At 67.6% G+C, this 24,413-nt stretch carries 27 protein-coding genes; 14 read left to right on the top strand and 13 right to left on the bottom strand.

All coding sequences use genetic code 11. The annotated features are described in order from the left end of the window. Window positions 1-4: 4 nt before the first annotated feature. Both J0J01_RS13725 and J0J01_RS13720 read right to left on the bottom strand, forming a co-directional pair. Window positions 5-757, bottom strand: coding sequence for a hypothetical protein (locus tag J0J01_RS13725; protein WP_296381442.1), 753 nt, complete (start codon window positions 755-757; stop codon window positions 5-7). Between the two features lie 14 nt (window positions 758-771). Then, window positions 772-1,509 (bottom strand): hypothetical protein, encoded by a 738-nt coding sequence (locus tag J0J01_RS13720; RefSeq protein WP_296381440.1) that lies wholly within the window; start codon window positions 1,507-1,509, stop codon window positions 772-774. A 54-nt stretch (window positions 1,510-1,563) separates the two neighbouring features. Between J0J01_RS13720 and J0J01_RS13715 the strand changes: the two genes are divergently transcribed. Further along, window positions 1,564-3,081 (top strand): UbiD family decarboxylase, encoded by a 1,518-nt coding sequence (locus J0J01_RS13715; RefSeq protein WP_296381438.1) that lies wholly within the window; start codon window positions 1,564-1,566, stop codon window positions 3,079-3,081. Window positions 3,082-3,206: 125 nt separating this feature from the next. On the opposite strand, the gene J0J01_RS13710 is transcribed toward J0J01_RS13715, so the two are convergent. Continuing rightward, complete coding sequence (locus tag J0J01_RS13710) at window positions 3,207-4,274, bottom strand: LLM class flavin-dependent oxidoreductase (protein WP_296381436.1); 1,068 nt, start codon at window positions 4,272-4,274, stop codon at window positions 3,207-3,209. 29 nt (window positions 4,275-4,303) lie between these two features. Between J0J01_RS13710 and J0J01_RS13705 the strand changes: the two genes are divergently transcribed. Continuing rightward, on the top strand, window positions 4,304-5,725 hold the full coding sequence (locus J0J01_RS13705) for an MATE family efflux transporter (RefSeq protein ID WP_296381435.1): 1,422 nt from the start codon (window positions 4,304-4,306) through the stop codon (window positions 5,723-5,725). 1 nt (window position 5,726) lies between these two features. Here the strand turns inward: J0J01_RS13705 and J0J01_RS13700 are convergent, their stop codons facing one another. The 3 genes from J0J01_RS13700 to J0J01_RS13690 all read right to left on the bottom strand — a co-directional run bounded on the left by J0J01_RS13700 (window position 5,727) and on the right by J0J01_RS13690 (window position 7,351). Further along, a complete protein-coding gene (locus tag J0J01_RS13700; RefSeq protein WP_296381434.1) occupies window positions 5,727-6,731 on the bottom strand; it encodes a phosphotransferase in 1,005 nt (334 codons plus the stop codon). Between the two features lie 10 nt (window positions 6,732-6,741). Next, complete coding sequence (locus J0J01_RS13695; protein WP_296381432.1) at window positions 6,742-6,924, bottom strand: hypothetical protein; 183 nt, start codon at window positions 6,922-6,924, stop codon at window positions 6,742-6,744. A gap of 67 nt (window positions 6,925-6,991) precedes the next feature. Further along, on the bottom strand, window positions 6,992-7,351 hold the full coding sequence (locus tag J0J01_RS13690; protein WP_296381430.1) for a GNAT family N-acetyltransferase: 360 nt from the start codon (window positions 7,349-7,351) through the stop codon (window positions 6,992-6,994). A gap of 185 nt (window positions 7,352-7,536) precedes the next feature. On the opposite strand from J0J01_RS13690, the gene J0J01_RS13685 reads away from it, so the two are divergent. Continuing rightward, a complete protein-coding gene (locus J0J01_RS13685) occupies window positions 7,537-8,169 on the top strand; it encodes a TetR/AcrR family transcriptional regulator (RefSeq protein WP_296381428.1) in 633 nt (210 codons plus the stop codon). Between the two features lie 98 nt (window positions 8,170-8,267). Beyond that, entirely contained in the window at window positions 8,268-8,732 is a 465-nt protein-coding gene (locus J0J01_RS13680) for a DUF2852 domain-containing protein (protein ID WP_296381427.1), read from the top strand. A gap of 65 nt (window positions 8,733-8,797) precedes the next feature. Here J0J01_RS13680 and J0J01_RS13675 read toward each other — a convergent pair whose 3' ends face one another. The 5 genes from J0J01_RS13675 to J0J01_RS13655 form a co-directional block, all read right to left on the bottom strand. Next, window positions 8,798-9,139, bottom strand: a complete 342-nt coding sequence (locus J0J01_RS13675) for a DUF1937 family protein (protein WP_296381426.1) — start codon at window positions 9,137-9,139, stop codon at window positions 8,798-8,800. A 19-nt stretch (window positions 9,140-9,158) separates the two neighbouring features. Next, entirely contained in the window at window positions 9,159-9,857 is a 699-nt protein-coding gene (locus J0J01_RS13670; protein WP_296381424.1) for a hypothetical protein, read from the bottom strand. Between the two features lie 191 nt (window positions 9,858-10,048). Then, window positions 10,049-11,035, bottom strand: a complete 987-nt coding sequence (locus J0J01_RS13665; RefSeq protein ID WP_296381422.1) for a tripartite tricarboxylate transporter substrate binding protein — start codon at window positions 11,033-11,035, stop codon at window positions 10,049-10,051. A gap of 33 nt (window positions 11,036-11,068) precedes the next feature. Then, complete coding sequence (locus J0J01_RS13660) at window positions 11,069-12,049, bottom strand: tripartite tricarboxylate transporter substrate binding protein (RefSeq protein WP_296381420.1); 981 nt, start codon at window positions 12,047-12,049, stop codon at window positions 11,069-11,071. 51 nt (window positions 12,050-12,100) lie between these two features. Next, window positions 12,101-13,294: a CoA transferase gene (locus J0J01_RS13655; protein ID WP_296381418.1), complete on the bottom strand. Its 1,194-nt coding sequence runs from the start codon at window positions 13,292-13,294 to the stop codon at window positions 12,101-12,103. A 163-nt stretch (window positions 13,295-13,457) separates the two neighbouring features. Here J0J01_RS13655 and J0J01_RS13650 point away from each other — a divergent pair, with 163 nt between their 5' ends. From J0J01_RS13650 to J0J01_RS13620, 7 genes are all read left to right on the top strand, one after another. Next, entirely contained in the window at window positions 13,458-13,802 is a 345-nt protein-coding gene (locus tag J0J01_RS13650) for a hypothetical protein (RefSeq protein WP_296381416.1), read from the top strand. 134 nt (window positions 13,803-13,936) lie between these two features. Next, a complete protein-coding gene (locus J0J01_RS13645; protein ID WP_296381415.1) occupies window positions 13,937-14,239 on the top strand; it encodes a hypothetical protein in 303 nt (100 codons plus the stop codon). A 117-nt stretch (window positions 14,240-14,356) separates the two neighbouring features. Beyond that, complete coding sequence (locus J0J01_RS13640; RefSeq protein WP_296381413.1) at window positions 14,357-14,716, top strand: hypothetical protein; 360 nt, start codon at window positions 14,357-14,359, stop codon at window positions 14,714-14,716. A 181-nt stretch (window positions 14,717-14,897) separates the two neighbouring features. Beyond that, on the top strand, window positions 14,898-15,218 hold the full coding sequence (locus J0J01_RS13635; protein WP_296381411.1) for a hypothetical protein: 321 nt from the start codon (window positions 14,898-14,900) through the stop codon (window positions 15,216-15,218). 246 nt (window positions 15,219-15,464) lie between these two features. Continuing rightward, window positions 15,465-17,135: a 2-isopropylmalate synthase gene (leuA, locus tag J0J01_RS13630; protein ID WP_296381738.1), complete on the top strand. Its 1,671-nt coding sequence runs from the start codon at window positions 15,465-15,467 to the stop codon at window positions 17,133-17,135. Between the two features lie 194 nt (window positions 17,136-17,329). Further along, window positions 17,330-18,676: a metallopeptidase TldD-related protein gene (locus J0J01_RS13625; protein ID WP_296381409.1), complete on the top strand. Its 1,347-nt coding sequence runs from the start codon at window positions 17,330-17,332 to the stop codon at window positions 18,674-18,676. Window positions 18,677-18,689: 13 nt separating this feature from the next. Next, a complete protein-coding gene (locus J0J01_RS13620; protein WP_296381408.1) occupies window positions 18,690-19,889 on the top strand; it encodes a lytic murein transglycosylase in 1,200 nt (399 codons plus the stop codon). Window positions 19,890-19,907: 18 nt separating this feature from the next. Here the strand turns inward: J0J01_RS13620 and J0J01_RS13615 are convergent, their stop codons facing one another. Then, the gene (locus J0J01_RS13615; protein ID WP_296381406.1) at window positions 19,908-20,510 is read right to left on the bottom strand and encodes a hypothetical protein; all 603 of its coding nucleotides are present in this window, start codon (window positions 20,508-20,510) and stop codon (window positions 19,908-19,910) included. Window positions 20,511-20,693: 183 nt separating this feature from the next. Then, the gene (locus tag J0J01_RS13610; protein ID WP_296381405.1) at window positions 20,694-21,629 is read right to left on the bottom strand and encodes a diacylglycerol kinase family protein; all 936 of its coding nucleotides are present in this window, start codon (window positions 21,627-21,629) and stop codon (window positions 20,694-20,696) included. A 108-nt stretch (window positions 21,630-21,737) separates the two neighbouring features. Between J0J01_RS13610 and J0J01_RS13605 the strand changes: the two genes are divergently transcribed. From J0J01_RS13605 to J0J01_RS13595, 3 genes are read left to right on the top strand one after another with little or no spacing between them, the layout of a single operon-like run. Then, window positions 21,738-22,553: a UDP-2,3-diacylglucosamine diphosphatase gene (locus J0J01_RS13605; RefSeq protein WP_296381403.1), complete on the top strand. Its 816-nt coding sequence runs from the start codon at window positions 21,738-21,740 to the stop codon at window positions 22,551-22,553. A 7-nt stretch (window positions 22,554-22,560) separates the two neighbouring features. Next, on the top strand, window positions 22,561-23,616 hold the full coding sequence (locus tag J0J01_RS13600) for a glycosyltransferase family 1 protein (RefSeq protein ID WP_296381401.1): 1,056 nt from the start codon (window positions 22,561-22,563) through the stop codon (window positions 23,614-23,616). 6 nt (window positions 23,617-23,622) lie between these two features. Next, window positions 23,623-24,390, top strand: a complete 768-nt coding sequence (locus J0J01_RS13595; RefSeq protein WP_296381399.1) for a glycosyltransferase family 2 protein — start codon at window positions 23,623-23,625, stop codon at window positions 24,388-24,390. The last annotated feature ends 23 nt before the right edge of the window (window positions 24,391-24,413 follow it).

Raw genomic sequence — 24,413 nt, 5'->3', positions numbered from 1 at the left:
CGCATCATGATTGTGAGCGGACCTGGAGGTCCGCGGTCCCCTGAAAAAGAAACGTCCCAAGCAGCACCCACCGTGCCGCCTTCGGGCCGCCGGCCAGCGGCGTGGTGTAGTGCCAGAATGGCAGGCGATAGGCGGTGACCGTGGCCGGCGCCGCGACCGAGACGATCTCGCTGAAATGCCCGCCGCGGGCATAGACCAGCCATTGGTGGGCCACGCCCGAACACAGGCTGAGATGCAGGTCGATGTAGCCGCGGCGCGCGTCGGCATTCTCGGGATGATGGTCGTTGTGCGGGCCGGCATAGTCGCCCGGCCCGTAGCGCAGCACCTGCAGGCCCCAGCCCGACCGCAGCCTCCGCCCCGCCAGCGCCTCGGCGAAAGCGCGGAACGACGGTGAGCGCATCATCCGGGCCAGCCCGATCCGCTCGGCCGCCTTCACGCCGGGCTCGCGGCGGCTGTCGAAGAACACCGTGCGGGCGCGCGTCGTCTTGGGCAACAACTCGCCATAGTCGCGGCGCATGTCCCAGATCGTCTCGGGCAGAGCCGGCTTGTCGAGCGGCTCGAGCGTCGGCGTCAGCGCCTCTTCCAGGACGCGACGCACTCGCGCCGCTTTGGCGCGATCGAGCAGGTCGTCGGCCGCGAGGAAGCGCCGCTTCGGATCGGCGAGCGCGCCGCACAGCGGGTGCGTGCCGGCGAGCACGCGCCGGCCGGCACGGCTCAGCAGGTCCTCGAACTCGGCCGGAATCGCGCCAGAGGTCATCGCGCCGGAGGGCATCACGCGAGATGGCGCTCGGCTTCGGCGAGCCAGGCGCGCTCGTCGGCATCGAGCTTGCCGCGGCGGCGGCTGTAGGTGCGCACCGCCTCGGCGAAGGCGACGTTCGCCGCCTGCGTATCGCCCAGCGTCTTCATCAGCAGGCCGTAGCGCACCTGCGCCTCCGGGCCGAGCGCGTAGCCGATCAGCGAGCGGTACTCGTCGGCCGCCTCGCGCGTGCGGCCGAGCCCTTCGAGCGAGCGGGCATAGAGCATGTGGCCCTCGCGCGATTCGTAGTTCGGGTTCTCGCGCTGCAGCAGGTCGAGCGTGTCGAGCGTGCCCTGGTAGTCGCCCTGGCCGAACAGCGCCCCGGAAAGGCCGATCAGCAGCGCCGGATCGCCGGCCAACGGGCCGACCAGCGCCGAGCGGTAGAGGGTCTCGGCGTCCTTCCATTGGCCGCGCTTCATTCGCTCCTCGGCGAGGTGGCGCTTGTTGTCGGCGGTGTCGGCGATCTCGAGGTTATCGGCGTGATGGCGCATCGCCCTGTCGGGATCGAGGGTGTCGACCAGCCGGCCGGCCGCCTTGCGCGCGGTGCGGCTGTTGCGCATCTCGGGCAGCACCTCGAACAGCAGGTAGGCGGCCGAGCCGATGCCGGGCAGGAAGATCAGGATCATCAGCCAGTAGTTGATCCGGCCGGTCTTGATCGCGTGAAAGATGCAGCCGGCATAGAGGGCGAGACCGAGAAGGCCCAGGATGGGCATGCGAGGCTCCCGTGTGCTGGTTGCCTCTATCACAGCCGCCGTCTAAGCAACACCATGGCCTATGCGTCCCTGAGGGAATTCATGTCTCGACTGGAACAGGCGGGACGACTGGTGCGCGTCACGGTGCCGGTCTCGCCGGTGCTGGAGATGACCGAGATCCAGACGCGGTTGCTTGCCGAGCAGGGACCGGCGGTTCTTTTCGAGAATGTGACAGGCTTCGACATGCCGATGCTGGTCAACCTGTTCGGCACGGTCGAGCGGGTCGCCTGGGGCATGGACCGCGAGCCGCACGAATTGCGCGCGGTCGGCGAGACGCTCGCCTTCCTGCGCCAGCCCGAGCCGCCGGGCGGCTGGCGCGAGGCGCTCGACATGCTGCCGATGCTGCGCACGGTGATGGCGATGAAGCCGCGCACTATTGGGACGGCGCCCTGTCAGGAGATCGTGCTTCAGGGCGCCGACATCGATCTCGGCAAGCTGCCGATCCAGACCTGCTGGCCGGGCGAGCCCGCGCCGCTGATCACCTGGCCGCTGATCGTGACGCAGGGGCCCAATCCCCCTAATGGCGGAAAGGGTAGCGACAAGCAGGACAGCTTCAATCTCGGCATTTACCGCCTGCAGGTGACGGGCCGGAACACCACGCTGATGCGCTGGCTGAAGCATCGCGGCGGCGCGCAGCACCACGCGCGCTGGAAGGGCGCGGGCAAGCGCGAGCCCCTGCCCGCCGCGGCGGTGATAGGCGCCGATCCCGGCACCATCCTGGCCGCGGTGACGCCGGTGCCGGACACTTTGTCGGAGTACCAGTTCGCGGGGCTGTTGCGCGGCAAGAAGGTCGAGCTGGTCGATTGCAAGACGGTGCCGCTCAAGGTACCGGCCGAGGCGGAGATCGTGCTCGAGGGCCATGTCAGCCTCGACGACACCGGCGACGAGGGCCCGTACGGCGACCACACCGGCTACTACAACAGCGTCGAGAAGTTCCCGGTGTTCACGCTCAGCGCCATCACCATGCGGCGCAACCCGATCTATCTCTCGACCTTCACCGGCCGGCCGCCGGACGAGCCGAGCGTGCTGGGCGAGGCGCTGAACGAGGTGTTCATCCCCCTCTTCCAGCAGCAGTTCCCGGAGATCGTCGATTTCTGGCTGCCGCCCGAAGGCTGCAGCTACCGCATCGCCGTGGTGTCGATGAAGAAGGCCTACGCCGGCCACGCCAAGCGCGTGATGATGGGCGTGTGGAGCTACCTGCGGCAGTTCATGTACACCAAGTGGGTGATCGTGGTCGACGCCGACATCGATGCGCGCAACTGGAAGGACGTGATGTGGGCGGTCTCGACCCGCATGGACCCGGCGCGCGACATCACGGTGATCGAGAGCACGCCGATCGACTATCTCGACTTCGCCTCTCCGGTGAGCGGCCTCGGCTCGAAGATCGGCCTCGACGCCACCGACAAGTTCCCGGGCGAAACCAACCGCGAATGGGGCCGCCAGATCCGCATGGACCAGGCCGTGATCGACAAGGTCGACGCGATGTGGAGCACGCTCGGGCTGCCGGGCAGCGGCAGGAAAACCTGGCGCTGAGCTGGGGCGCGTCACTCCAGTGGCGCGTCTTCTCTCATGGTCTTTTGGACCGCGCGCATCCTGCGCGCCTCATGATTCATGAGCGCGCAGGGATGCGCGCGATCCGGAAGACGAGCCTCCAGCGTTCATCCCGCCATCGCCGGCAGCACGTGCCTTGTCACCAGGTCGCGGCCGACGGCGGCGTCCTCGGCCGACGCGCCGCGGGTGCCGCCGCTGATCGCGACCTTGTCGAGGCCGAGTGCGCCGAGCTCGCGCAGGCGGGCGATGCAGCGATTGGGCGGGCCGACCACGGCGAAGCGGTCGACGAAGTCGTCGCTCAGCGTGCCGGCCTGACGCGAATCGGCTCGGGTGTGCTGCTTCATGTCGTAGTTGCTGACCAGCGTCGCGAGCTGCTCGCGGTCCCTGGCCGAGACCGGGCCGTTGGCCTTGCCGTGCATCACCGAGAAGCGCGCGAAGGTCGTGAGGCCGCCGCGCACCAGGCCGCGCGCCTTCTCGACGTCGCTGTGACAACCCATGTTGATGTAGGCACCGAAGGCGATCGCGTCGGGATCGAGGCCGGCGTCGCGGCGGATCTTCTTCGCCAGCTCGATGCCCCATTGCAGGCGCTCGACGTCGGCGCCCAATGTGAACATCACGCGCTCGGCATGCAGCGCCGACATCGCGATCACCTTGGGGCCACTCGCCGCCACTTCCATCGGCACCTTGGCCCCCTCCGCGATCCAGGCGATGCGGCTGGCGGGCGGCGCGTCGTGCAGGTGCAGCTCCGACATCGGCGGCGCGAAGTCGACGGGAATGTCGATCTCCTCGAACGGCACTGACTCGCCGCGCAGATAGGCCTGGAGCTGCTTGAGGTAGCGCTCGAATTGCCTGAGCCGCGCCGGCGCGCGGCCGAGATGGGCCAACGCTGAATCGCCGCGGCCGATGCCGAGCACGGCGCGGCCGCCCGAGACGCGGTTGACCGAGGTGATCGCGGTCGCCGTCGCGGCGGCGTGGCGCGTCACCGAGTTGGTGACGCCCGTGCCGAGGCCGATTCTTTTCGTGGCGACCGCCGCGAGCGCCAGCGCGACATAGGGATCGCCCGACAGGTTCTGCGAATCGACCACCAGCAGGCCATCCCAGCCGGCCGCCTCGACCTCCTGCGCCATCCGTTGCGCACCACGCGCAGACGCGACCTGCGTGGTCCAAAGTTGCATGCAGAGTCCTCCCGGCCCATATCGTCGGCGTGGCACTCCCCAAAAACAAGCTCTTCGAGGGGCCGATCCTGCGTTCGCTGCTCGCGCTCGCGGTCCCGATCGTTGCGGCGAACGCGCTGCAGTCGGCCTATCAGCTGATCGACGCCTTCTGGGTCGGGCGGCTGGGCGGCGCGGCGGTCGCCGCGGTGTCGGTGAGTTTCCCGGCGATGTTCCTGACCTTCGCGATCGGCGGCGGCCTGTCGATGGCGGGCTCGACCCTGATCGCCCAGTATGTCGGCGCGCGCAACCCGCGCATGGTCGGCCATGTCGCCGGCCAGACCCTGCTGATGGTGGCGCTCGCCTCCATCGTGCTGGGGGCCATCGGCTTCTTCGGCGCGCCGGCGCTGCTGCGGCTGATGGGCGTGGCGCCCGACGTCTATCCCGGCGCGCTCGCCTTCATGCGCGTGTCGTTCGCCGGGACGATCTTCACCTTCACCTATTTCGTCTTCCAGTCGATCATGCGCGGCATCGGCCGGCCGAACCTGCCGGTCTATATCGCGCTCGGCACGGTGTTCCTGAACTTCGTGCTCGATCCGCTGCTCATCTTCGGCTGGGGGCCGGTGCCGGGTTTCGGCGTGATGGGCGCGGCGATGACCACCTTCGTCTCGCAGGCGATCGCCGCCGGCATCGGCATGGCGGTGCTGCACCTCGGCCTGCACGGCATCCATGTCCAGCGCCGCGACTTCATCCCCGACCTCACCTATGTGAAGCGCGCCTTCTTCCTGGGCTTCCCGGCCTCGATCGAGATGTCGGCGCGCGCCGGCGCGCTGATGGTGATGAGCTTCCTGATCACCAGCTTCGGCACCCTGGCGCTCGCCGCCTACGGCGTCAGCTCCAACGTGCTGCAGGTCGTCATGATCCCGGCGATGGGACTGTCGATGGCGATCTCGACCCTGGTCGGCCAGAACATCGGCGCCGGCAACATCGAGCGCGCGGCGGCGATCGGCCGGCTGGGCGGGCTGATCGGCTTCGTGGGCCTGGCGGCCTTCGGCCTGCTGGTCTTCCTGTTCCCGCGCACCATCGTCGCCTTCTTCGTGCCGAACGACGCGGCGGTGATCGAGGCCGGTGCGGAATTCCTGCGCATCGGCGCGCCGGCCTGGGGCTTCCTCGGCCTGCAGTTCGCGCTCACTGGCGTGCTGCGCGCCTCGGGCAACATGGTGGTGACCATGGTGCTGACCCTGGTGTCGCAATGGGTGCTGCAGTTCCCGATCGCCTATGTGCTGTCCAAGCACACCGCGCTCGACGTGCACGGTATCTGGTGGGCCTTCCCGATCACCAACGTCACGATCGCGCTGATCACGCTCTGCGTCTACGTCCAGGGCGACTGGAAGAAGAAGCGCCTGCTCGACGAGGAGGAGGTGCTGACCACCAAGGTCAGCGACGAGATCCTGACCGGCGAGCAGCGGCGTTAGACTAGAGGCGCACGCTGAGACCGCTGATCCGTTCGAACTCCCGCACCAGCCGCTTCACCGTGTGCGGCGCATTCCAGGGATTGCCGGCCGGCGGCCGCTCTCCGGCCGCGAAGATCAGCGCCGACAGGATGCGGATCGCCTCGTAGTACGGCAGGTTGCGCGTCGCAAGTGGTGCCGCCGCGCGGTAGAGGCTCATGTAGCGGCGCATCATCAGGCGCCGCGCCAGGTTCGTCGCGCCGCGCGCCCAGACGGGGATGCCGAGATCGACGTAGAATGCGATCGTGCGCAGGGCCGCCACGTCATAGGCCGGCTCGCCGATGACGACGTTGGCCCAATCGATCACCCCCGACAGCCGGTGGCCGTCCATCATGATGTTGAGCGGATGAAAATCGGCATGGCAGATCACCTCCGCCTGCACCGGCGCCGGGAAATGGCCGACCAGCCAGTCGGCGGCGGGCCGCAGCGCCGCGAGCCCGTCGCGCACGATGCGACGGTGCAGGCGCTCCACGTCGGCCTGCACGCCCATCACCGCCGGATCGACGCCCAGCGCCCGCGCGCTCTCCCGCACGGCTTCGCCGCTCACCCGATGGAGACGGACATGGAGCTCGGCGAGCTGGCGCGGCATCGCCAGGAACGCCAGCGGGCCGGCCTTGGCCAGGGCCGACCACATCGTCTCGCCGGGCAGACGCTCCATGACCAGGAACGGCAGGCCGAGCGGCGCCAGGTCGGTCTCGTGCAGCAGCACGCGCGGCGCGGGAAAATCCGCCTGCACCAGCGCCGCATGGACGGCGGCCTCGCGCAGCACGCGCGGCCCCTGATCGCTGCGCGTCATGACCCGCAGGATCAGCGGCCTCTCCCACGCGGCCGGCGCGCCGCTCAGCCGGAACGCCAGGATGGTCGTGTCGAAGCCGCCGCTCAGCGGCTTCGGCGCCTCGGCGAAGTCGACCCCCGTCCCCAGCCGCTCGCGCAGATGGCCGAGCAGGCGGTCGGAGAGCGTCGGTTCCATGGGCGCGACACTACAACGGATCGGAGGCCAGGCGTCCGAACAGCCGCGTGTCGTGGAAGACGTCGTGGAAATAGCCCTTCTGCCGCTGCACGCCCTCGAGCTGGAAGCGCGAATACTTGGTGAAGGAATTGAATCGGATGGCGCCGACGAAGGCGGCCGAGCGCGCGACGACGACGTTGGTGGAGCGTGTCACCTCTGGTCATCCTCGGCCAATTCGCGCAGCCGCAGGCGGGCTGTCGAAAGCTCAGGGAAGGCGTCCATCAATAGCGCATGGTGATCTTGTCGCTCGCTGTCGTCACCACCTTGAAGTCCAGCCGCTCGTAGAGCCGGCGCGCCGGGTTGTTGCTCAGCACCTCGAGGGTGAGGTCCTTGCGCTTGCGCTCGGCGCGCTCCTTCATCCAGGTGAGGAAGCTGGTGCCGAGGCCGCGGTTGCGCACCGCCGCCAGCACGAAGAGCTGCTTGAGCTGCACCGCGTGGCGCGTCTCCTCGACCTGCAGCCAGCCTGCGTCGGCGCCCTGCTGGCACAGGATCGACGTGCCGGAATCGCCGACCGCCTGCTCGACGAGCTTGCGCTGCGCCGCCTCGTTCCAGGGGCCGAAGGCTTCGGTCAGAGGCTTCATGGAATCGCGGTAGATCGGCCAACAGAAGTCGATGTCGGACCGGGCGGCAGGGCGAAGGTCGAAGGCAAGCGGCATGGGCCGCATCGGGCCACAAGGCTCGGCGCGACGCAACGCATCACGTCATGCCCCACGCCGTGGTGACGCTCGCTATTGCCGCCCGCCGCTTTAATGTAAACTCCCTTAACATGAGTTGGAAACGGCGCGCCCGCGAGGGTGCGTACCATCACGGCAATCTGCGCGAGGCGCTGATCCAGGCCGCCCGGGAGCTGATCAAGGAGAAGGGCCCGGCGGGCTTCACCTTCGCCGATGCCGCGCGCTCGGCCGGCGTGTCGCCGGCGGCGCCCTATCGCCACTTCCGCGATCGCGAGGCGCTGCTGGCCGACGTCGCGCGCGAGGGCTTCGGCCGCTTCGAGGCGATGCTGTCGACCGGCTGGAACGGCGGCAAGCCCGACCCGATCACCGCGTTCCACAATGTCGGCCGCGCCTATCTCGCCTTCGCCCGCGCCGAGCCCGCCTACTACGCGGCGATGTTCGAATCGGGCCTGCCGCCCGATCTCAACGCGGATTTGCGCGCGGCGGGCGACAAGGCCTTCGCGGTGCTGCGCACCGCGGCCGATGGGCTGGTGGCGCTGCTGCCGGCCGGCAGACGACCGCCGGCGATGATGATGAGCCTGCATGTCTGGTCGATGGCGCACGGCATCGCCTCGCTGTTCGGCCGTGGCGATTCCGGCCGCCGCGCCCTGCCGATGTCGGCCGAGGAGCTGCTCGAATCGGAGATGCTCATCTACCTGCAGGGCCTGGGTTTTCCCCAAAAGTAACGAAAAAGCAGGGGCCGCCCTTGACTCCCTGAGGCCGAATAGCCAATGTAAATGTCGTTAACATTAACATCGTTAACGACCGCCTAAGGAGAGGCCTCATGCACGCGGTGATGGACAGATTGGACGACCTGCCGAAGCCGGCACTGATCGCTTTGGTGGTGATCGGCTTCATCGTGTTCTGGCCGGTCGGGCTGGCTCTGCTTGTCTACATGATATGGAGTGGACGCATGTTCTGCGGAAGGCATGGCCGCTACGGCCGCTGGTACAATCCCGAGGAGCGCGAGGCCGTGCGCGAGGAATGGCGCGCCCGGCGCGAGGAATGGAGGGCGTGGAAGCGCCGCATGCGCGGCGCCCGCAATTCGTCGGGTAACGTCGCCTTCGACGAATATCGCGAGGAGACGCTGCGCAAGCTCGACGAGGAGCAGCGCGAGTTCCGCGACTACCTCGACCGGCTGCGCTCGGCCAAGGACCGCGCCGAGTTCGACCAGTTCATGAACGAACGCCGCAACCGCCCGCCGGCCCCGCCGTCACCCAGCGAGCCCCCGCCCCCGCCGGCCGCGTAAGCACCTCGCTCTCTACGAAGCACCGCCCGCGATGGTCGCCGTCGCGGGCGATGTCGTTTTGGGAATCACGGCGGCGGTACTTCGGAAAGCGCCCGATAGACCGGCTTGCCTGCCGCCTCGAACAGGTCCACCTCGTCATCGGCACCGCGCGAGGGGCCGCCGATCCGCAGGCAGGTATCGCATCGCTCGACCAGCGCCAACGACACCGGCGCCATCAGTTCCTCGTAGGCAGCCGCCGTGTTGCCAGCAGCCTCGATCATCGGCAGGGCCATGTTGACGCCGATCACCGGCACATGGCCGGCGCGATGCAATGCCACCGCGGCCTCGTTCAGAACGCGCAGATTGGCGGTCTGCTGCTCGAGGCTCGCACCACCAGCCCGGTACGGCCCGGCAATCATGATCCACATCTTTGCCCCTCGTATCGCACTAATAGTCCAGCTTCATCGGCAGCCGATGGTCGACCGCCTGCTTCGCAAGGCCGCTCATCACGGCGAGCGCGTGGCGGGCGCAGACCTCGAGCGAGGTGCCGGGCGGGCGGCGGCGGGTCAGTGCCACCAGCTCGCCGGCATCGAGCTTCCAGGTCGCGGCGTTGAGCTCGTCGAGCTGGCGGGCGAGCGTCGCCGCCGAGCCGACGATGATGCGGCGGCCGTCGACATCCTCGCCCTCGAAGGTGAAGTCGAAGGCGAGCGGCAGCCACAATTCGACATTGCGTACGAGATGGGAGTAGCGCGAGCGGAAGCCCTCGGCATTGCTGCGCACCAGCGCCGGATCGTCGTCCCATTCCTCCGGCAGGGTGCCGGGCCGGCGCAGCGCCGGCTGCTCGGCATAGGCCGCCCACAGCACCAGCGAGCCGAAGCCGTCCCAGCCCGGCCGGCCGGTGAACCACGGCGCCTCGTCCGCCTCGGGCCAGTCGATGGGCCCGGCAAGATGCGGCTGCAGGGCGCGGCCCAGGCCCTCGCGCCAGGCGAGCACTGCGTTGCGGATGCGCTCGCGATCCGTCCTCGGATCGCCCGCACCCGCCGGGCTGCGCGTTCCCCTGCCGCGCGACGCGATGCCGTCTGCGATGCTCTGCCAATCCCCTGCGTAGTACCGTGTCAGTGAGCCGACGTAGACGTCCAATGCCATCGAGCCGCGGTCCCCAGAATCCTGTTTCGCGGGATCGGAAGGTTTGCCACTGGGAGTTGCTGTAGCATCTCGACATATCGCGTGAAAAGAACCGCGTGGAATTATCGCCGGTGCACCATCTGGCTGCATCGGCCCGATTAAATTACACGCATGTCGTGTGCAGCTTGATTGGCCGGCGGAGGCCCAGCGGCTTATTGCGGCTCGAGGTTGAGCCCCTTCACCAGCTCGATCCAGATCGGCCCTTCCTCGGCGAGGTATTTCTGGAAATAGACCTGGTCCTGCGCAGCCATGTCGATGCCGAAGATGTCGAGGATTTTGGCGATGCGCTCGGACTTGCCGAGCTGAACCATCATGTCGGAGAGCTTGTTCACGATCTCCTTCGGCATCGCCGCCGGACCGACCAGGGCGATGCAGCCGCGCACCTGGAAGGCGACATCGGAGACGCCCTGCTCGAGGAACGTCGGCACGTCGGCGAGCTTCTTCATGCGCACCTTGGTCGGCACGGCGACCGGCTTGCCGGCGCCGGTCTGCAGCACGCTCGCCGCCGCGGCATAGCTGCCGCTGCCGCCCTGCACCGCGCCCGAGGCCACGTCCTGCCACATCAGCGACTCGCCGCGGTAGTGCACCGCCTCCATGTTCAGCCCGAAATGGCGGTTGAGCGCCGCCACCGCGCAGTGGCTGTAGGAGCCGGCGCCGTAGGTGCCGAGCGAAACCTTGTTGTTGCGGGCGTAGTCGGCGAACGCCGCGAGGTTCGCTGCGGTCACGTTCTTGCTCAGGATGGTCGGCAGGTGCCCCGCATCCATCCACGAGATCGGCACGAAGTCCTTGTCGGGATCGTAGGGCAGCTTCTTGAACAGCACCTTGTTCATGATCAGCGTGGTCGAGATCGTCCACATCAGCGTGTAGCCGTCCGGCGGCGCCTGCTTGACCTGCTCGGCCGCGATCGCGCCCGAAGCGCCGGCCTTGTTCTCGACCACCACCGGCTGGCCGGTCAGCTGCGAGATGCCCTCGCCGTAGGCGCGCGCGAAGATGTCGGTCAGCCCGCCCACCGGATAGCCGCAGATGATGCGGATCGGTTTGCTCGGCCACGCCTGGGCGATGGCCGGCGCGGATAGCGTTGCAGCCGCGGCAACCGCGCCGTAGCGCAGCACGTCGCGCCGCGAGGGGCGAACAATCATTGAAACTCCTCCCTTACGTTTCTTTTGTCCCGGTCATGTCGGTTCGATGTTCAGGCCCTTGATGACCTCGAGCACCACCGGTCCTTCTTCATCGAGGACCTTCTTGAAATAGGCGCGGTCGCGCGCGCCTTCGTCGATACCGAACTGGTCGTTGATCTTGAGCACCCGCTCGGTCTTGCCGCCCTCGACCATGAGGTCGCTGAGCTTCTTCACGATCTCTTCCGGCGTACCGGCCGGCGCCGCGCAACCGACCCAGCCGCGCACCTGGAACGCCTTGTCGGTGAAGCCCTGCTCGTAGAAGGTCGGCACGTCGGGCAGCTTCTTCATGCGCTCGAGCGTCGGCACCGCGATCACCTTGACCGAGCCCTGCTGCAGGAACGGCAGTTGCGAGGCGTAGCTGCCGGTCGCGGTCTGCACGTTGCCCGCCGCCACGTCCTGCCACATCGCACCTTCGCCGCGATAGTGGACGGGCTCGAGCTTGAAGCCGTGGCTCTTGTTGAGCGTCTCGGCAACGACATGCGCGAACGATCCGGCGCCGTAGGTCGCGGCCGAGACCTTGCGGTCCCTGGACCAGGCGGCGAACTCCTTGATGTCCTTGGCCGGGATGTCCTTGTTGACCGCGGTCGGCAGGTGGCCGGTGTTGAACCAAGCGACCAGCGAGAAGTCCTTGTCCGGATCGTAGGGCAGCTTTTTGAACAGCACCTTGTTCTGGACCATCGTGGTCGAGTTGGTGAACATCAGCGTGTAGCCGTCAGGGGCCGCGTTCTTCACCAGCTCGGCGCCGATCGCGCCGGCCGCGCCCGTCTTGTTCTCGACCACCACCGACTGGCCGAGCTTCTGCGCGACGAACTCCCCGTAGGCACGGGAGAAGATGTCGGTCAGGCCGCCCGGCGGATAGGTGCAGACGATCTTGATCGGCTTGTTGGGCCAGGCCTGGGCGATTGCCGGTGCCGGCAGCAGGGCCGCGGCCGCGCCGAGACGCAGGACATCGCGCCGTTTCGGACGGATGAGCATCGTTGCCTCCCTAGCCTCATCGAGGCGGGCAACGACGCTGTACTCAATGCTTTACGCTGTTTTGGTCGCGCCCGATTTGAGCATGGCATCGATTTCAGCCCGGGTGAAGCCCGCTTCGCCCAGCACCTCGACGCTGTGCTCGCCGAGCCGCGGCTGCAGCCGGGTGACCTCGGCCGGCGTCTTGCTGAAGCGCGGCGCGATGCCCGGCATGCGCAGCTTGCCCTCGCTCGGATGCTCGACCTCCTGCCAGTAGCCGGTGGCGTTGAGCTGCGGGTCCTTGAACAGATCGTCGAGCGTGTTGACCGGCCCGTGCGGCACGTTGGAGTTCTTGAGCAGCTCGACCCATTCGGCGTTGGTGCGCTGGGCACACAGCCCGGCCAGCGTCGCGTAATACTGCTCGACGTTCTTGAGGCGATTGGCCATGCCCTGGAAGCGCGGATCCTTCGCGAGGTCGTCGCGGCCGACCAGGGTGCAGAACTCCTTCCAGTGGCCGTCGGTGTAGGGCAGCAGCGCGAAGTAGCCGTCCTTCGACGGATAGGGCCGCCGCTCCTTGTTGAGCACGCGCTTGTAGCCCGCGGTGTCGAGCGCCGGCTTGAAGGTCTCGCCGTAGAGATGCTCGACCATCACGAACGAGACCAGCGTCTCGAACATCGGCACCTCGACCGACTGGCCCTTGCCGGTGCGCTCGCGCGCGAACAGCGCCGCGAGCAGCGCCGAGACGACGCCGTTGGAGCTCGTCTTGTCGGCAACGATGGTCGGCAGGAAGCGCGGCTGGCCCGCGACCACGCTCTGCAGCGAGGCAAGCCCCGAGCCCGCCTGGATGATGTCGTCGTACGCCGCCTTCGGCCCCATCGGACCGGCGGCGCGATAGCCGTAGGTCGCGAGATAGACCAGGCGCGGGTTGATCTTCTCGAACTTCTCGTACTCCACGCCCAGGCGCCTGGCCGGATCGGGCCGGTAGTTGTGCATGAAGACGTCGGCGGTCTCGGCCAGCTTGAACAGCGCCTTGCGGCCGGCATCCTGCTTGAGGTCGAGCACGATCGAGCGCTTGGAGCGGTTGCAGCCGAGATAGAACGCCGCCATGCCGGGATTGCGCGCCGGCCCCAGCACGCGCGTGGTATCGCCTTCGGGCGGCTCGATCTTGATCACGTCGGCGCCGAGGTCGCCCAGCTGCTGCGCGGCCCACGGCCCGAGCACGACCGTCGTGCAATCGAGAATCCTCACACCGGCAAGCGGACCCGCCATCGCATTTCCTCCACGCGCTTTCGCGGCATCTTAGCCGTCACCGGGCCGGGCGCGAAACATGGCGACAAGCGGCTGCGAAATTCCCCGCCGATGTCGCAATCGATACCGACCTATGGGCTGCGGAAAGCGTTACATCGATCGCAGGTTCACAGGAGGTCGTGCCATGCGCACCAATTTGAAGAGCCGGTTGGGTCGGGCGTCGGCGGCCATCGCCGTCGGCCTCGCGGCCCTGATGGGCGTGGCGTCGACCGCCGATGCCCAGAGCTGGAACGGCAGCTGGGTTCCCTACAACGGCTACAACAGCCCCCAGTATCCCTACTACCAGCGCTCGCAGAATCCCGGCTGGACGTGGGGCGAACGCTATGGCGCGCCGCCCGCCAACACGTATTACTCGGGCCAGGGCTACTACCCGCAGCAGCAGGGCTACTACGCTCGGCAGCAGCGTTTCTACGGCTCCAATCCCAATCCGCAGGCGCTTGGTCAGATCATGGGGCTGTTCAACCGCTAGACTAGACCCGGCCAATGCGAAATAGGGCGACAACCGGCTGCGAAAACCCCGCCGATGTCGCATTCGCGGCCGGTCCGATGGGCCGCCCGGAACGTTAAACCGATCCACGGACTTCACTTCAAAGGAGATGTGCCATGCGCACCGACTTGAAGAGCCGGTTGGGTCGAGCCTCGGCGGCGATCGCCGTCGGTATCGTCGCCCTGACCGGCGCCGCAGCGACCGCCGACGCTCACGACTGGCAATACGACAACTGGCGGCATCATCATCGCTGGAACAATGGCTGGGCCGTGAACAACGGCTACTATCCCTATTACCAGCGCCCTTATTACTACCGCTCGTGGGATCGCGGCTGGACGTGGCGTGAGCGCGACCGCGCGGTGCCCTACGGCTACTACTACGCGCCGCCGGTCCAGACGTACGGTCTGATGGTCCGCTAAACCTGACTTGCCTGAAACATGGCGACAACAGGCTGCGAAATCCCCACAGAAATCACATTCGATACCGATCTAACAGATCGTGAGATCGTTATCAGATGGCTTTGAAAGGAGGTTGCAATGCGCAGCATCTTGAAGAGTCGATGGACGATGGGCGCAGTGGCCGCGGCAGCCGCGACGCTGGGTCTGGTCGCCACCACTACCGGCGCAGAGGCGGCCTATTGCGCGCACTGGCGCCACGGCTACTGCGTGGATTGGCGCAATAGTGGCTACACCTACGATCCTGGCCCGGCTGCGGCGCTCAACGCCTTTGCCGGTATCATGGGCGCCGCGGTAGCGGCTTCGCAGCCGCGCTACTACTACCCGCCGCCAGCGTACGGCTACTACGCGCCGCCACCGCCGGCTTACCGGTACTACGCGCCGCCGCCGGCTTACGGCTACTACGGACCGGAGCCGGGCTACGGCCTCATGATCCGCTAACGGCGGGATCGTCGATCTTCGGGGCGCGCCACGGAAACGTGGCGCGCCTTTTTTGTCACAACGATGCGCCGGCGAAATACGGCGGAACCCGTTCCCACATTTCTCGACAATGCCGCATTTGGCCGGAGATGAATCGGCAGGGTGCTCGCGTACCTCATGATGTCAGCGGAGGTACAAGCCCATGCGTCTCTCTTCTCTCCTCGGCGCCGCCCTCGGCACCGGCCTTCTGGTCCTCACCCTCTCCAGCGGCGCCAATGCCTGGGACGGCTACCGCGATCACGATCGCGATCACGATCACTGGCGTTATGACCACCACCGCTACGAGCACGAGTACTGGCGCCACGAGCGGCCCGTCGTGGTCCGCGAAGTGGTCCGCGAGCGGCCGGTGGTCGTCCAGCGCGCGCCGGTCTACATGGCGCCGCAGCCGATGTACGTGCAGCCGATGCCGTACAACCAGGGCCCGTCCGGCCTGAACCTGAACTTCAACATCCCCCTCAACTGAACACCTTCCGGCGATGGGGCGGCGCAAGCCGCCCTATTCCGCACCGGACCCGCGGCGGGTTGACGGCGCCCCGCAAATCGCTAATCTGCGCGCCGCAATGCTGCGACTGCCGACGCTTCGACTTATTCGCTGACCCGCCTCCCGAACCCCAGAAATTGGGGCGCCGGGAACGCCGCGGGTCGCTCAGTCGTCCGTCTCATTCTTCCGAAAAGTCGCAGGCTTCCAATGTCCGTTCAAAAACCCATGATGCCCACCGCGGGCGAGAAGTACGTTCCGTTCAAGCCGATCGAGATCAAGGATCGGCAGTGGCCCAACGCCGTCATCGCCAAGCCGCCGATCTGGTGCGCCGTCGACCTCCGTGACGGCAACCAGGCCCTCATCGAGCCGATGGACTCCGATCGCAAGACCCGGATGTTCAGGCTGCTCTGCGACATGGGCTTCAAGGAGATCGAGGTCGGCTTCCCGGCCGCGTCGGAGACCGACTTCGATTTCGTGCGCGAGCTGATCGAGAAGAAGATGATCCCGGACGACGTCACCATCCAGGTGCTGACGCAGTCGCGCCCCGAGCTGATCGAGCGCACCTTCGAGGCCTGCCGCGGCGCCAGGCGGGCGATCGTCCATCTCTACAACTCGACCTCGACGCTGCAGCGCCGCGTGGTGTTCAACACCGACTTCGCCGGCATCATCGACATCGCCGTGTCGGGCGCCAAGCTGGTCAAGCAATTGGCCGACGCCGATCCCAGCACCGAATGGGTCTTCGAGTATTCGCCGGAGAGCTTCACCGGCACCGAGCTCGAGTTCGCGCGCGACATCTGCGCCGCGGTCTGCGACGTCTACAGGCCGACGCCGCAGAAGAAGGTCATCATCAACCTGCCGGCGACGGTCGAGATGGCCTCGGCCAACATCTATGCCGACCAGATCGAATGGTGCCATCGCAACTTCAAGTACCGCGATTCGATGATCCTCTCGCTGCACCCACACAACGACCGCGGCACCGGCGTGGCGGCGGCGGAACTGGGCTACATGGCGGGCGCCGACCGCATCGAAGGCTGCCTGTTCGGCAACGGCGAGCGCACCGGCAACGTCGATCTCGTGACCCTGGGCCTCAACATGTACACCCAGGGCATCGATCCGGAGATCGACTACTCGAACATCAACGAGATCCGCCAGACCGTCGAGTACTGCAACCAGTTGCCCGTCCATCCCCGCCACCCGTACGGCGGCGACCTGGTGTTCACCGCCTTCTCGGGCAGCCACCAGGATGCGATCAACAAGGGCTTCAAGGCGCTGCAGACCCAGAACAGCAAGGTCTGGGAAGTCCCCTACCTGCCGATCGACCCGGCCGATCTCGGGCGGTCATACGAAGCGATCATCCGCATCAACAGCCAGTCGGGCAAAGGCGGCATCGCCTACATCCTGAAGAACGACTACGGCATCGACATGCCGCGCCTTCTCCAGGTCGAGTTCTCCAAGGTGATCCAGCAGATCGCCGACGAGACCGGCAAGGAGATCCAGCCGGCGTTGATCTGGGACACCTTCCGCAAGGAATATCTCGAGAACACGACGCCGTTCGCCTTCGAGGGCCACACCACCCTGCCGCAGCCCGGCCATCCCGAGCTCCGCCTGATCGACGCCGAGATCACGGTCGACGGCAAGCCGCGCAAGGTCAGCGGCCACGGCAACGGCCCGATCGCGGCCTATGTCGAGGCCCTTGCGAAGGATTGCGGCATCAAGATCCGGGTGCGCGATTACCACCAGCACGCCACCGGCGCCGGCGAGGATGCCCAGGCGGTGAGCTACATCGAGGCCGAAACCGCTGGAGGCAAGGTTCTCTGGGGCGTCGGCATGGACTCCAACATCGTCACCGCCTCGCTCAAGGCGGTGACCTGCGCCGCCAACCGGGCGGCCGCGATATAGTCGCGTGAACGCGACATAGTCGATACAACTCGACACACGATCGAGGTAGTCGGCTGCTAAGCAGGGTGCGCGCTCGGCGCCGTCGACGACGTCATCCGCGAGACCCGCGAGGGCATCCGGTTCGCCGCCGGCTGATCGCCCGCCCGATCCGGCGCCGCTCGACGGCCATGCCCGCAACCGCGTAAAAGGCGGGCATGGCCACCAAGAAAAAGCCCGCTCCCCCGTCCGGCGTCGACGCCAACCTGCTCGCCGACCTCATGAAATGGGCGAAGGCTGCAGGCGCCGATTCGGCCGAAGCCTTCTACCTCCACGGCGAATCGCTGTCGGTGGCGCAGCGGCTCGGCAAGCGCGAGAAGCTCGAGGGCAGCGAAGGCCGCGACCTGCGCCTGCGCGCTTTCATCGGCCAGCGCTCGGCCTCGGTCTCTTCGACCGATTTCGCGCCGAAGGCGCTCCGCAGCCTGGTCGAGCGCGCCGTCGACATGGCCCGCGCGGTCCCGGAGGACCCCCATGCCGGCATTGCGCCGGCCGAGCTGCTGGCCACCGCCTGGGCCGACCTCGATCTCGACGACAGGCGCCGCCCGCCATCGGCCAAGACGCTGCTGGCGCTCGCCGCCGAGGCCGAGGACGCGGCGCGGGCCGTGAAGGGCGTCACCAACTCCGAGGGCGCCGAGGCGAGCTGGAGCCGCTCGACCATGATGCTGGTCACCAGCAACGGCTTCAGCGGCGGCTACCGCCGCGGCGGCTATTCGCTGTCCTGCGCGGTGCTGGCCGGCGAAGGCACCGGCATGGAGCGCGACTATGAATGGTCTTCGGCCGTCCATTTCGACGACCTGATGGCGGCCGCCAAGGTCGGCCGCAACGCCGGCCGCTTCGCCGTCGAGCGGCTCAATCCGAAGAAGGTCGCCAACGGTCGGGTGCCGGTGGTCTACGACCGGCGCCTGTCGGGCAGCATGCTCGGCCACCTCGCCGGCGCCATCAACGGCCGCGGCGTGGCCCGCGGCACGTCCTTCCTCAAGGACAGGATGGGCCAGCAGATCTTCGCCAAGGGCATCCGCATCATCGACAACCCGCATCGCAAGCGCGGGCTGGGCAGCCGGCCGTTCGACGGCGAGGGCCTGCCGACCAAGCGCCGCGCCGTGATCGACGACGGCGTGCTGACGACCTGGCTGCTCGATCTCGCCTCGGCGCGGCAGCTCAACCTGGCGCCGACCGGCAACGGCTCGCACGGCTCGCCATCCAACTTCTATCTCGAGAAGGGCAAGCTTTCGCCCGACGAGCTGATCGCCGACATCAAGAGCGGCCTCTACATCACCGACCTGATCGGCATGGGCGTCAACGGCGTGACCGGCGACTACAGCCGCGGCGCCTCGGGCTTCTGGATCGAGAACGGCAAGAAGGCATGGCCGGTGAGCGGCCTCACCATCGCAGGCAATTTGAAGGACATGTTCCTCAAGATGACGCCGGCCAGCGACCTGCAGTTCAAGAGCTCGACCAACGCGCCGACCGTGCGAATCGAAGGGATGACCATCGCCGGCTCGTGATAAAACAGGCGCCATGATCCCCCTCCCGACCATCCGCCTCCTCGCCGCAACGACGGCGATCGCCGCCGGCCCGGCCTTCGCGCAAAACGACTTCCAGGACTGCCTGCAGAACATCCGGGCCGACGCCCTGCGCCAGGGCGTGCCGGCCGGAACGATCGATACGGCGTTCCGCGGGCTGACGCCCGACCAGAAGGTGATCGACCTCGATTCGCGCCAGCCCGAGTTCTCGCTGACCTACGGCAAGTACATCGGCAACGCGATCACCGCCGACCGCATCGCCAAGGGCCAGCAGAAGCTCGCGCAATGGCGCGGCCTGCTGAGCCAGATCGAGGGCGAGTACGGCGTGGCGCCGCAGTACCTCGTGGCCTTCTGGGGTGTCGAGACCAACTACGGCGGCTACATGGGCGACTTCTCGGCGCTGCGTTCGGTCGCGACCCTGGCCTGCATGACCAAGCGCACGGCGTTCTTCGCCAACGAGACCATCCAGGCGCTGAAGATCCTCGCCAACAATCACATGACCACGAAGGAGATGCGGGGCTCGTGGGCGGGCGCGATGGGCAACATGCAGTTCATGCCCTCGACCTTCACCAGGTGGGCGGTCGACCGCGACGGCAACGGCCGCATCGACATCTGGAACAGCATGCCCGACGCCTTCGCCTCGGCCGCGAATTTTCTGCGCGGCATCGGATTCAAGCCGGGTCTGCCGGCGGCCGACGAGGTCACGCTGCCGCAGAACTTCCCGCTCGAGCAGGCCGACACCACGGTCGAGAAGCCGGTGCGCACCTGGGCATCGATGGGCGTGAAGCGCGCCGGCGGCGCGGCTCTGCCGGCGAGCGACGAGCCGTCGTCGATCATCCTGCCGGCCGGCTGGCGCGGGCCCGCCTTCATCCTCTATCCCAATTTCAAGGCGGTGATGAACTGGAACCGCTCGACGCTCTATGCGCTGTCGGTCACCATCCTGGCGCAGCAGATCGCGGGCGGCCCGACGGTGATGCAGCCGGCGCCGGCCGACGACGAACCGCTGTCGCGCGACACCGTGATCGACATCCAGACGCGCCTCGCGCGGCTCGGCTTCTACACCGACGAGACCGACGGGCTGCTCGGCCCCAAGACGCGCTCGGCGGTGCGGCTGTTCCAGAAGCAGGCGGGCCTGCCCGCCGACGGCCATCCCACGCCGGAGATGGTGGCGCGGCTGCAGCGCGCGGTGCGCTGAGCCGCGCCTCTCCGATCCTCAGTTGATCGGAACGACCTCGAACGCGGTGCGCTCGGTGAAGATGCAGGTCACCATGTCGCCGGGCTTGAGCGCGGCGAGCGCGGCCTGGCCTTCCTTCGACTTGATCCACGGCGTCCTGTAGATCATACCGCCCTGGGGATCGACGACGTCCATCTTCTTGGCGGCGAGATCGGTGCGCACCACCATGCCCTGGACCTTCCAGAGCTTGACCTTGGTGCCGGTGTCGAGGATGCCCGGCGCCTGCGCCGGATCGGTCAGCATCGCCTGCGCCTTCTGGTCGACCTCGGGCGAGCTCTTGGCGACCAGCACGTCGACGATGCGGTAGTAGCGCATGTCGACGGTGACGCCTGGCCGCAGCCGCGGGAAGGTGTCGCCGGCCGACGACGCGCCCATGGTCGGCAGCACGCGATAGCCGAGCGTGTCGCGCTCGGGGCTCTCGAGCACGATCATGCGGGTCTTGGAATCGGCGGTCACGATGTCGCCGCGGATCGCGATCTCGTCTTCCCGGGTGAGATCAGCCGCGTTGGCGGCGGTTGCCAGGAGCGAGAAGGTCGCGACGCCGGCGAGCGCGATCATCGATCGCACAGAGGACTTGGGCATTGGATTCCCCACGAAGCGAGCTCGAGCAGGAGCACGGGGCATTCGGAGCTCTGCGACGCCGCCGGCCCGGCACCGTTTGGTGCCCCGGGGGGCACATCATTGTTTTCGCGCGGCGCGCGTCGTTGATTTCCGTCAAACGCGTAGCCAACGCGACATATGTGTCGTGCCGGTATCGGTGCGCGTCTACAGCGGTTGCAGCAGGCGCACCGCGCCGGACGACAGGCTGAACGACACCGGCAGCGTCATCGCGTCGTCGCCGTCGATCTGCACCGGCTGGCGGCGCGCCTCGCCGGCATCGTTCAGCACCGACACCCGGACGTCGCGTCCTGCGACCACGCGGTAGCCGCCGGCCTGCGCCAGGCGGCCGAGCAGCAGCGCCAGCCCGAAGCGCAGCGTGTGCAGCCGTCCCCAGCGCTCGAACAGGCAGACATGCAGCAGCGGGTCGCTGAGCAGCGCCTTGGGCGCCACGACGTACGGGCCGGCATAGTGGCGGCCGCGCGTCACGATCACCGACGCCGCCGCGTAGCGCGTGCCGTCGATCTCGACGGCGTAGCGCACCGGTCGGTACTTGCGCGTCTCGATCAGCGAGCGCCAGACATAGGCGGCCTTGCCGAACCGCCGCTTCAGCGACGTGCTGACGCCGGCCACCACCTTAGCGTCGAAGCCGGCGCCGGCCATCAGCGAGAAGCAGCGCGGGTCGCCACCGCTCTCCGAGGGCCCGCTCGCCTCGCCGGGCTGCACCAGCACGGCGCGGCCCGAGATGATGGTCTGGGCGATCGTGGCGGCGCGGGCATCGACGCCGAGCTCGTGCGCCAGCACGTTGGCGGTGCCGAGCGGCACGATGGCGAGCGGTGGTGCGGTTCCGCACCGCCGCGCCAGGCCGTTCACCACCTCGTTGATCGTGCCGTCGCCGCCGGCCACGGCGATCACGCCGTAGCGGCCGGCGTCGCAGGCCTCGGCCAGCCGCCGCGCATCGCCCACGGCGCCGGTATCGACCACGTCGACCGTCCAGCCCGACGACCGCACATGCTGCACCACGGCATCGACCAGCCGGCGGCGGCGGCGGCCCGCCGTCGGGTTGCGGATCACCAAAACAGCTCTCGGAGGTGTCGATGTCATCGAAGCGTCATTTACGATTCACCAGCGCGCAACGGCCGACATACACAATCCGCTGAGGTTCGTGCAATCGCGCACGACAGATTTTGTGTCGGTCGAGTTGTTATCCACATGACGGCCATCGAACGCCACCACACGGCCCGCCATCGCGCGATCTTCCTGTCGGACATCCATCTTGGCACGCGCGGCTGCCAAGCCGAGATGCTGCTCGATTTCCTGAAGAAGAACGAGTCCGAATATCTTTACCTGGTGGGCGACATCGTCGACGGCTGGCGGCTCAAGCGCTGGTGGTACTGGCCGCAGGCCCACAACGACGTCGTCCAGAAGATCCTGCGCAAGGCACGCAAGGGCACCACCGTTGTCTACGTCCCCGGCAACCACGACGAGGCGGCGCGGCAGTATTGCCAGCTCACCTTCGGCGACGTGGCTGTCGAGGAAGAGGCGATCCACGTCCAGCCCGACGGCAAGAAGCTGCTGGTGATCCACGGCGACCAGTTCGACGGCATCGTGCGCTACGCCAAGTGGCTCGCGATCCTGGGCGACTGGGCCTACAGCACGGCGCTGCGCATCAACACGACGTTCAACTGGGCCCGCCGCAAGCTCGGCCTCAGCTACTGGTCGCTATCGGCCTACCTCAAGCACAAGGTCAAGAACGCGGTCCAGTTCATCGCCAACTACGAGCAGGCGGTGGCCAGCGAAGCGCGCCGCCGCGGCGTCGACGGCGTGGTGTGCGGCCACATCCATCACGCCGAGATCCGCACCATCGACGGCGTGCTCTACTGCAACGACGGCGACTGGGTGGAGAGCTGCACCGCCCTGGTCGAGGACTTCGACGGCCGGCTCCGCATCGTGCGCTGGGCCGAGGAGACGGCGCGCGAGCAGTCGATGATGCGCCCCTACGTGCCGGCGCGGCTGGCGGCGGAGTAGCCTGGACTTGCGCGTCGCCATCGTTTCCGACGCCTGGCGTCCACAGATCAACGGCGTGGTCCATACGATTACGAAGGTCGTCGGCGCGCTGACCGGCCGCGGCCATCGCGTCGAGGTCTTCGGGCCGGAGCGCTTCACCACGGTCCCCTGCCCGACCTACCCGGAGATCCGGCTGGCGATCGGCCCGAAGGAAGCGATGCGGAAATTCCTCAAGGACTTCCGCCCCGACGCCATCCACATCATCACCGAAGGGCCGCTGGGCTGGGCCGGCCGGTCGATCTGCCTCAGCGAGGGCTGGCCGTACACCACCTCCTATCACACGCGCTTCCCCGAATACGTCCATGCCCGCTCCGGCATCCCGGTGAGCTGGACCTACGCGATCCTGCGCAAGTTCCACAAGCCCTCGTCCGGCATGCTGGTCGTGACCGAGAGCATCCGCGAGGAGCTGCGCAAGCGCGGCTTCCGCAACAAGCTCGTGCCATGGTCGCGCGGCATCGACCTCGACCTCTACCGTCCGGCGGCCGAGAAGCAGGACCTCGATCCGCGGCCGATCTGGATCTATGTCGGCCGCATCGCTGTCGAGAAGAACATCGAAGCCTTCCTCAAGCTCGACCTGCCAGGCACCAAGTGGGTGGTGGGCGGCGGCCCGCTGCTGGCGCCGCTGCGGCGCAAATACGCCGACGCCCGCTTCTTCGGCTCGGTCGATCACGAGGAGCTGGCCTTCCGCTACGCCCAGGCGGATTGCTTCGTGTTCCCCAGCCGCACCGACACTTTCGGCAACGTCATGGTCGAGGCGCTCGCCTCGGGCCTGCCGGTCGCGGCCTTCCCGGTGCCGGGGCCGGTCGACGTCATCACCGATCCGATCCTGGGCCGCCTGAACGAGGACCTGCGCACCGCCTGCCTGGAGGCGGTCACCTTGCCCGACCCGACGGCGCGGCACCGCCGGGCCGCGACCTATAGCTGGCAAACCTGCGCCGACCAGTTCTTCGCCAACCTGGCGCAGATCGAGGCGCACCGGAGCAAGCAAGCCGACACCAAGATTCCCCAAGAGGTGACGGCTTGATGCGCAATGCGTGACGGCGAGGCTCTCGAGCCAAAAGACATCTCCATCAGTTTCGTGGTGCCGGCCTTCAACGAGGAACGGCTGCTGCCGGCCACCCTGACGGCGATCCTCGCCGAGCTGCGCGGCGTGGGCTGCGCGGGCGAGGTCATCGTGGTCGACAACGCCAGCACCGACGCCACCGCAGCCGTCGCCCGGTCTTTCGTGGGCGTGCGTGTCGTCGACGAGCCGGTGAAGTCGCTCGCACGGGCACGGCAGGCGGGCTTCACCGCGGCGAGCGGCCGGCTGATCGCCAATATCGATGCCGACACCGTGCTGCCCGAAGGATGGCTCGACCGCGTGCTGGCAGAGTTCGCAGCCAATCCGCGGCTGGTCGCGCTGAGCGGCCCCTACGTCTACAGCGGCATCTCGCGCACCGGGGCCCTCGCGGTGCGCGGCTTCTACGTGATCGGCTACGGCTTCTACGTCCTCAACCGGTTCGTGTTTCGCGTCGGCTCGATGCTGCAGGGCGGCAACTTCATCGTGTCGCGCGACGCGCTGGCCCGGATCGGCGGCTACAGCAGCGATTTCGCCTTCTACGGCGAGGACACCGACGTCGCCTGCCGCCTGGCCGCCGTCGGCGACGTCAAGTTCACCTTCCGCCAATGGGCCCACTCGTCCGGCCGCCGCCTCGCCAAGGAGGGCATCGTGCGCATGGGCCTGCGCTACGCCCTCAACTTCATGTGGACGACCTTCTTCCGCCGGCCGTTCACCCAGACCTCGCAGGACATCCGCTAGACTATCGTCTAGGGTCGGCGTCG

It is taken from the genome of Reyranella sp. (assembly GCF_017305915.1).
Taxonomy (GTDB): domain Bacteria; phylum Pseudomonadota; class Alphaproteobacteria; order Reyranellales; family Reyranellaceae; genus Reyranella.
Note: the sequence above shows the minus strand (reverse complement) of the source record. Positions and strands in the feature narration are given on the sequence as shown.